7 protein-coding genes are annotated in these 6,480 nt (G+C 66.2%); all 7 read left to right on the forward strand.

Annotation, left to right across the window (positions count from 1 at the left end):
* Positions 1–18 precede the first annotated feature (18 nt).
* Positions 19–636: a CDP-alcohol phosphatidyltransferase family protein gene (locus P3W75_RS11245; RefSeq protein WP_276227461.1), complete on the forward strand. Its 618-nt coding sequence runs from the start codon at positions 19–21 to the stop codon at positions 634–636.
* Between the two features lie 81 nt (positions 637–717).
* The gene (locus tag P3W75_RS11250; RefSeq protein ID WP_276227462.1) at positions 718–2,478 is read left to right on the forward strand and encodes a bifunctional alpha/beta hydrolase/class I SAM-dependent methyltransferase; all 1,761 of its coding nucleotides are present in this window, start codon (positions 718–720) and stop codon (positions 2,476–2,478) included.
* Positions 2,478–3,818, forward strand: coding sequence for a phosphatase PAP2/dual specificity phosphatase family protein (locus tag P3W75_RS11255; protein WP_276227463.1), 1,341 nt, complete (start codon positions 2,478–2,480; stop codon positions 3,816–3,818). The genes P3W75_RS11250 and P3W75_RS11255 overlap by 1 nt, the downstream gene beginning before the upstream one ends.
* Positions 3,808–4,248, forward strand: coding sequence for a hypothetical protein (locus P3W75_RS11260; protein WP_276227464.1), 441 nt, complete (start codon positions 3,808–3,810; stop codon positions 4,246–4,248). The genes P3W75_RS11255 and P3W75_RS11260 overlap by 11 nt, the downstream gene beginning before the upstream one ends.
* Positions 4,249–4,260: 12 nt before the next feature.
* The gene (locus tag P3W75_RS11265; protein WP_276227465.1) at positions 4,261–4,890 is read left to right on the forward strand and encodes a lysophospholipid acyltransferase family protein; all 630 of its coding nucleotides are present in this window, start codon (positions 4,261–4,263) and stop codon (positions 4,888–4,890) included.
* A 1-nt stretch (position 4,891) separates the two neighbouring features.
* Positions 4,892–5,824 (forward strand): phosphatidate cytidylyltransferase, encoded by a 933-nt coding sequence (locus P3W75_RS11270; protein ID WP_276227466.1) that lies wholly within the window; start codon positions 4,892–4,894, stop codon positions 5,822–5,824.
* Between the two features lie 81 nt (positions 5,825–5,905).
* A partial coding sequence (locus P3W75_RS11275; RefSeq protein ID WP_276227467.1) for a cation-transporting P-type ATPase occupies positions 5,906–6,480 on the forward strand: 575 nt, incomplete at its 3' end.

Raw genomic sequence — 6,480 nt, forward strand, 5'->3', positions numbered from 1 at the left:
CCAGAGAGAAGGATATCCATGGTCTCCGTTTACCAGCTCAAGTCGCGTTTCCAGGGTCTGCTGCGGCCGCAGGTGCGGCGCCTGCACCAAGCCGGGGTGACGGCCAATCAGGTGACCCTGGCTGCCTGCGCCCTATCTCTGCTGGTGGCGGCTCTGGTTGCACTTTTCGCCAGTCATGCCTGGGTGTTCGTCCTAGTGCCGCTGTGGATGTTCCTGCGCATGGCGCTCAACGCCATGGACGGCATGCTCGCCCGCGAATTCGGCCAGCAGTCGATTCTCGGCGCCTACCTCAACGAACTCACCGATGTGGTCGCCGATGCCGCGCTGTACCTGCCGTTCGCCTTGCTGCCTGGGGTGAGCCCGGCCTGGGTGGTGCTGGTGGTACTGCTGGCCATGCTCAGCGAGTACGCCGGAGTACTCGGCAGCATGATCGGTGCGTCGCGGCGTTACGACGGGCCGATGGGCAAGAGCGACCGCGCGCTGTGCTTCGGTGTGCTCGGAGCCGGCGTCGCTTGCGGCTTGCTGCCTGTCGCCTGGATCGCCCCGCTGTTGTGGCTTGTCGCCCTGCTGCTGGGACTGACCATCGTCAATCGCATTCGCCAGGGCCTGGCCGAGCAACGCCAGGGCCAGGCCTGAAAGTCGGCCGGCGCTGAGCCAGCCGATGCACTTCACTCAAGGGGCGGGAAGCTCCCTTTACCGCGAACAACAGGGGATGTCATGCGCGAATACTCTAGCCACGTTTTCACCAGCCACGACGGCGTTGAACTCTTCTACCGCCACTGGCCGGCGCTCCAATCGACTGCCGATACCCCGCGTCGTGCGATACTGCTTTTCCACCGTGGCCACGAGCACTCCGGGCGCATCGGTCATCTGGCCGACGAACTGGAACTGCCCGGTTTCGATGTGTTCGCCTGGGACGCCCGTGGTCACGGTCAGTCACCCGGTGAGCGTGGTGACAGTCCGAGCTTCGGTGCCAGCGTGCGTGACGTGCAGTGCTTCGTCGAGCACATCGCCGAGGCTTATGCCATTGCCGTGGAGGACATGGCGGTGGTGGCGCAGAGCGTTGGTGCGGTGCTGGTGGCCACCTGGGTGCATGACTATGCGCCGCCGATCCGTGCCTTGGTGCTGGCCTCGCCGGCGTTCAGGGTCAAGCTCTATGTACCTTTCGCCCGTACCGGACTGAAATTGGCGCAGTGGTGGCGCGGCAACTTCTTCGTCAACAGCTATGTGAAGGCGCGCTTTCTGACTCATGATCCGCAGCGGGCCGCCTCCTACGATAGCGACCCGCTGATCGCCAAGGCTATCTCGGTGCGCGTATTGCTCGGGCTGTACGAGGCGGCCGAGCGGGTGGTTGCCGACGCCCAGGCGATCCAGGTACCGACCCAACTCCTGGTCTCCGGCTCCGACTTCGTGGTCCACCGCGCCCCACAGCAGCGCTTCTTCCAGGGCCTGGGTACGACGCAAAAAGAGATGCACGTGCTGCCCGGCTTTTTCCACGACACCCTGGGCGAGCGCGACCGCCATCTGGCTATTGAGCGCGCGCGGCGCTTTATTCTGGAGGGCTTCGCCTTGCCGTGGCAGGTACCCTCGCTGCTCAACGCCGATCGCCTGGGCTACACCTGCGCCGAAGCCGAGGCGCTGGCCGCGCCTTTACCGGCTTACTCTCCACGCGCGCTGTATTGGCGTGCCACCCGCGCTGGACTGCGGCTCGGCCGGCTGCTTTCCGAGGGGATAGCTCTGGGCTTCGATACCGGCTTCGACTCCGGTAGCACTCTGGACTACGTGTACCGAAACCAGCCCAGTGGCGCCGGACCCCTGGGCCATTTGGTCGACCGTACCTACCTGGAATCCATCGGCTGGCGCGGCATCCGCCAGCGCAAGCGGCACATCGACGAGTTGCTGCGCCAGGCCATGACCGAGCTGCGCGGGCAAGGCCGCGAGGTACGTATCCTCGACATCGCCGCCGGTCACGGGCGCTACATTCTCGAAGCCCTGCAGGGTGTCGAGCCTGCGCCGGAAAGTGTGCTGCTGCGCGACTACAGCGAACTGAATGTGCGCGAGGGCTCGGCGCTGATCGAACGCCTGGGTCTGGCCGAGCGCGCGCGCTTCGTTCAGGGCGATGCCTTTGACCGCAACGACCTCGCTGCCCTGCAGCCACGACCGACCCTGGCGGTGGTATCCGGGCTTTACGAGCTGTTCGCTGACAACCAGATGGTCGGCCGTTCCCTGGCCGGGCTCGGTGAGGCGCTGGAGGAGGGTGGCTACCTGGTCTACACCGGCCAGCCATGGCATCCGCAGCTGGAAATGATCGCCCGAGCGCTCACCAGCCATCGTGGTGGCCAGGCCTGGGTGATGCGCCGGCGCAGCCAGGTCGAGATGGATCAACTGGTGGCCGCTGCGGGATTTCGCAAGTTGGCTCAGCGCGTCGATGAATGGGGTATCTTCACCGTCGGCCTGGCGGTGCGGGAGCGTCGCTGATGGTGCCTCGCGAGCCTGGTGTACTTCGCCGCGCAGTGCTCTGGCTGCTTGGTCTGGGGCCATTCTTCTTTCTCAGCTACGGCTTCACCAACTGGCTGACGGCGAGCCGTGCGGACGTCGGCGTGCTGGCTTTCGCCTGGGAAAGCTGCATACCACTGTGGCCGTGGAGCATAGTGCCGTACTGGTCGATCGACCTGCTCTATGGCCTGTCCTTCCTCTTGCCGCGCACCCGCCTGGAGTTGGACCGCCATGCCCTGCGCCTGCTCAGTGCGCAACTGCTGGCGGTGGTCGGCTTCCTGTTGTACCCGCTGCGCTTCAGCTTCGAGCGGCCGCCGCTGGATGGTGTGTTCGGCTGGCTGTTCGATGTGCTGATGGGCTTCGACAAGCCGTTCAACCAGGCGCCTTCGCTGCACATCGTGCTGCTGGTGGTGCTGTGGGCCATTTATGCGCGCTACGCCCGCGGTGTCTGGCGTTGGCTGCTGCATGGTTGGTTTGCCTTGATCGGCCTGTCGGTGCTGACCACCTGGCAGCACCACTTTATCGATGTGCCCAGCGGCGTACTGGTGGGCTGGCTGTGCGTCTGGCTGTGGCCCTTGCAGGGGCGCTCGATGGCCGCCTGCTGGCAGCTGACCGGCGATCGCCAGCGCTTGCGCCTGGCGGCGTGCTACGCCTTGGGTGCGGTTGCCCTGGTGGTGGCGGCGTTGGCTGGGCAGGGCGCCTGGCTCTGGTTGCTGTGGCCGGCGTTCGCGCTGGCGCTGGTCGCGGCCTGCTACCTGGGCTTGGGCGCCGAGGGCCTGCAGAAAGGCGCTGATGGTCGCGTGAGTCGCGCGGCGCGTTGGTTGCTGCTGCCGTATCTGCAAGGCGCGTGGCTCAACTCGCGACTGTGGACGTACCGCCAACCGCAGCCGGACGAGGTGCTGCCGGGCCTCTGGCTGGGCCGCCTGCCCGGCGCCGCCGAACTGCACGCCTCGCCCTGTCGCGCCGTGCTGGACCTCAGTGCCGAACTTCACTGTCCGGCAGCCGGTGTGGCCTATGCCAGTCTGCCGATGCTTGATCTGGTAGCGCCCGGCGCCGGGCAATGCCGGCGCGCGGCACAACTGATCGAGGAGCTGCTGCCGCAGGGCCCGCTACTGGTCTGCTGCGCGCTTGGCTACTCGCGCAGCGCCACTGTGGTCGCCGCCTGGCTGCTGCTGAGCGGCCGCGCGGTGTCCGTCGAGGATGCAGTTGCGATATTGCGCCGCGCACGCCCGCGCATTGTTCTGCGCGCCGCGCAGCTGATGGTTCTCGCCGAGTTGGTCGGCGAGCTTCGAACTGGCCTGGAGGTGCGCCATGCCGGCTGATATGGAACTGTCGCTCGGGGCTGCGGTGCTGCACCAAGGCAAAAGCATCGACCAGCTGTGCGGCGGGCTGTCCTTGCTGGCCGTCGGCCTGGGATTGTATGCCGCGCTGGTGCCTGGCGCACCCTCGGGCTTCGCCATCGGCATGGCGTTGCTTGCGCTGCTGGGCCTGGCGCAGAAGGCGCTTGCTCTGCGTGTGGCGCTGGATGCCGAGTTGTTCCAAGCCATGGCTGTAGCGCCGCAGGCGCTGCCCGAGCGCACCGCGCAACTGGACCGAGCTCTGGCCAGCTTGCTCCGGGTGCCCGCTGACAAGGCAGCGCGACCCTGGCCGGAACGTGCCCGCGGCGCTTTGCGCCTGCTGCGCTGGCAGGCGCTGCTGGCAGCGGCGCAATGGCTGTTCGCACTCGTCTGTCTGCTTACCCTGGCCCCCTGAAGGAACCCGCGGATGCTGGAAAAACTCCTCGCCTACGCCATCATCGCCAGCGCGCGCACGGTTACAGGCCTGCGCAGCTTGTGGCTGGGCACCACGCCGAACGCGGCGCAACGTATCTACTATGCCAATCACAGCAGCCATGGTGACTTCGTCCTGCTCTGGGCCTCACTGCCACCACAGCTACGCCCGCGCACTCGGCCGGTGGCCGGTGCCGACTACTGGGGTAAGCCCGGCCTGCGCGGCTTCATCATCAACCGGGTGTTCAACGGCGTGCTCATCGAGCGTCAGCGCAACGAGGCCGGCGGCAACCCGCTGGAGCCCATCGAACGTGCGCTGGCAGCGGGCGACTCGCTGATCCTGTTCCCCGAGGGCACTCGCAACTTGGAGGACGAAGTGCGTCTTCTGCCGTTCAAGAGCGGTATCTACCATCTGTCCCGTGCTCATCCTCAGGTGGAGTTGGTTCCGGTGTGGATCGCCAACCTCAACCGGGTGATGCCCAAGGGACGTGCCTTGCCGTTGCCGCTGCTGTGTACCCTGAGCTTCGGCGTGCCGCTGGCGGCGCAGGCGGACGAGACCAAGGAAGCCTTCCTTGAGCGCGCCCGCGAAGCACTTCTGGCCTTGGCTCCGGCGGAGGGTAACTGACATGGACAAGCAGACCTGGCTGCTGTTCGCCGGCATAGGCGCGATCCTCGTCGCTGCCTCGCTGATTGGCGCAGTGCTGCGCTGGCGGGCGGCCCCCGGCCCACATGCGGTGATCGACAACCTCAATGCGCGGATCAAGGCCTGGTGGGGCATGGTCGTAGTGATCGGCTGCGCCTTCGCCCTCGGTCACTGGGCGGTAATACTGCTGTTCTATGGGGTGTCGTTCTATGCCCTACGGGAGTTCATGACGCTGATGCCGACCCGCCGCAGCGACTACCCGGCGTTGGTGGCGGCGTTCTACTTCGTGCTACCGATGCAGTACCTGCTGATTGCCATCGACTGGTATGGGATGTTCTCTATCTTCATCCCGGTCTACGTGTATCTCTTGCTGCCGATATTGGCCTCGCTGGGTGGCGACGCCAAACACTTCCTCGAGCGTGCCTCCAAGGTGCAGTGGGGGTTGATGCTGGCGGTGTACTGCATCTCCTTCGTGCCGGCGCTGCTGACTCTGGATATACCCGGCTTTGAAGGCCGCAACCTGCTGCTGATCGCCTACCTGGTGATAGTGGTGCAGCTCTCCGACGTGTTGCAGTACGTGTGCGGCAAACTGTTCGGAAAGCGCAAGATAGCCCCCAACCTGTCACCGTCGAAGACCGTAGAGGGTTTCATCGGTGGTGTGGTGCTGGCCACCGGGATCGGCGCCGCACTCTACTGGATCACACCTTTCTCCCCCTGGCAGGCGTTTCTGATGGCCTTGCTGCTGAATGTGCTGGGGTTCTTCGGTGGCCTGGTGATGTCGGCGATCAAGCGCGACCGCGGGGTCAAGGATTGGGGGCACATGATCGAGGGTCACGGTGGCATGCTCGACCGCCTGGATTCTGTGTGCTTTGCCGCGCCGATCTTCTTCCACGCGGTGCGCTACTGGTGGACCTGAGCCGGCCCTTCATTGGGCCTTAAGGAACGCCGCGCAGACTCCCGCTGCCGCCGGCCACGGCGGTAGCCATGGGGAGTCGTCATGCGTTTCGAACAGATCAGGACCCAGCTGCTGCGGTTCCTCAACAAGGGCCTGCCGGCCCGCCAGTTGCGCCGGCTGGCGCCGCGCGACCTGCTGCGCGGCGGGGCGGCCGGGCGCCAGGCGCCGGCGCCGCTGGCCCAGGCGTTGCTGGAATGGTCGGTGCTGGAACCGCAATCGCTGTTCGAACGCCTGGGCAGCCGCCGCGAGGGGCTGAGCGCGGCCGAGGCCGCCGAGCGCCAGTTGAGCGCCGGCCTCAACGAGGTCGAGCAGGAACGTCCGCTGCCCTGGTGGGCGCACCTCTGGCTGTGCTACTGCAACCCCTTCAACCTGCTGCTCAGCGTGTTGGCACTGGTCTCCGTGTTTACCGGCGACGACCAGGCGGCGCTGGTCATCGGCAGCATGGTCGGCATTTCCACCCTGCTGCGCTTCGTCCAGGAAAAACGTTCCAATGACGCCGCCGAGCGGCTCAAGGCGCTGGTCGGCAACACCGCCACGGTGTTCCGCTGCCCGGAGGACGGCCAGGGCCCGGCGCGCCGCCTGGAACTGCCGATCCGCCAACTGGTGCCGGGCGAGGT

The sequence above is a fragment of the Pseudomonas citronellolis genome (assembly GCF_029335315.1).
Taxonomy (GTDB): domain Bacteria; phylum Pseudomonadota; class Gammaproteobacteria; order Pseudomonadales; family Pseudomonadaceae; genus Pseudomonas; species Pseudomonas citronellolis_A.

Bases quoted from the DNA above. Each gene is read 5' to 3' on its own strand.
- P3W75_RS11245 (WP_276227461.1), top strand. From the start codon at position 19: ATGGTCTCCGTTTACCAGCTCAAGTCGCGTTTCCAGGGTCTGCTGCGG.
- P3W75_RS11250 (WP_276227462.1), top strand. From the start codon at position 718: ATGCGCGAATACTCTAGCCACGTTTTCACCAGCCACGACGGCGTTGAA.
- P3W75_RS11255 (WP_276227463.1), top strand. From the start codon at position 2,478: ATGGTGCCTCGCGAGCCTGGTGTACTTCGCCGCGCAGTGCTCTGGCTG.
- P3W75_RS11260 (WP_276227464.1), top strand. From the start codon at position 3,808: ATGCCGGCTGATATGGAACTGTCGCTCGGGGCTGCGGTGCTGCACCAA.
- P3W75_RS11265 (WP_276227465.1), top strand. From the start codon at position 4,261: ATGCTGGAAAAACTCCTCGCCTACGCCATCATCGCCAGCGCGCGCACG.
- P3W75_RS11270 (WP_276227466.1), top strand. From the start codon at position 4,892: ATGGACAAGCAGACCTGGCTGCTGTTCGCCGGCATAGGCGCGATCCTC.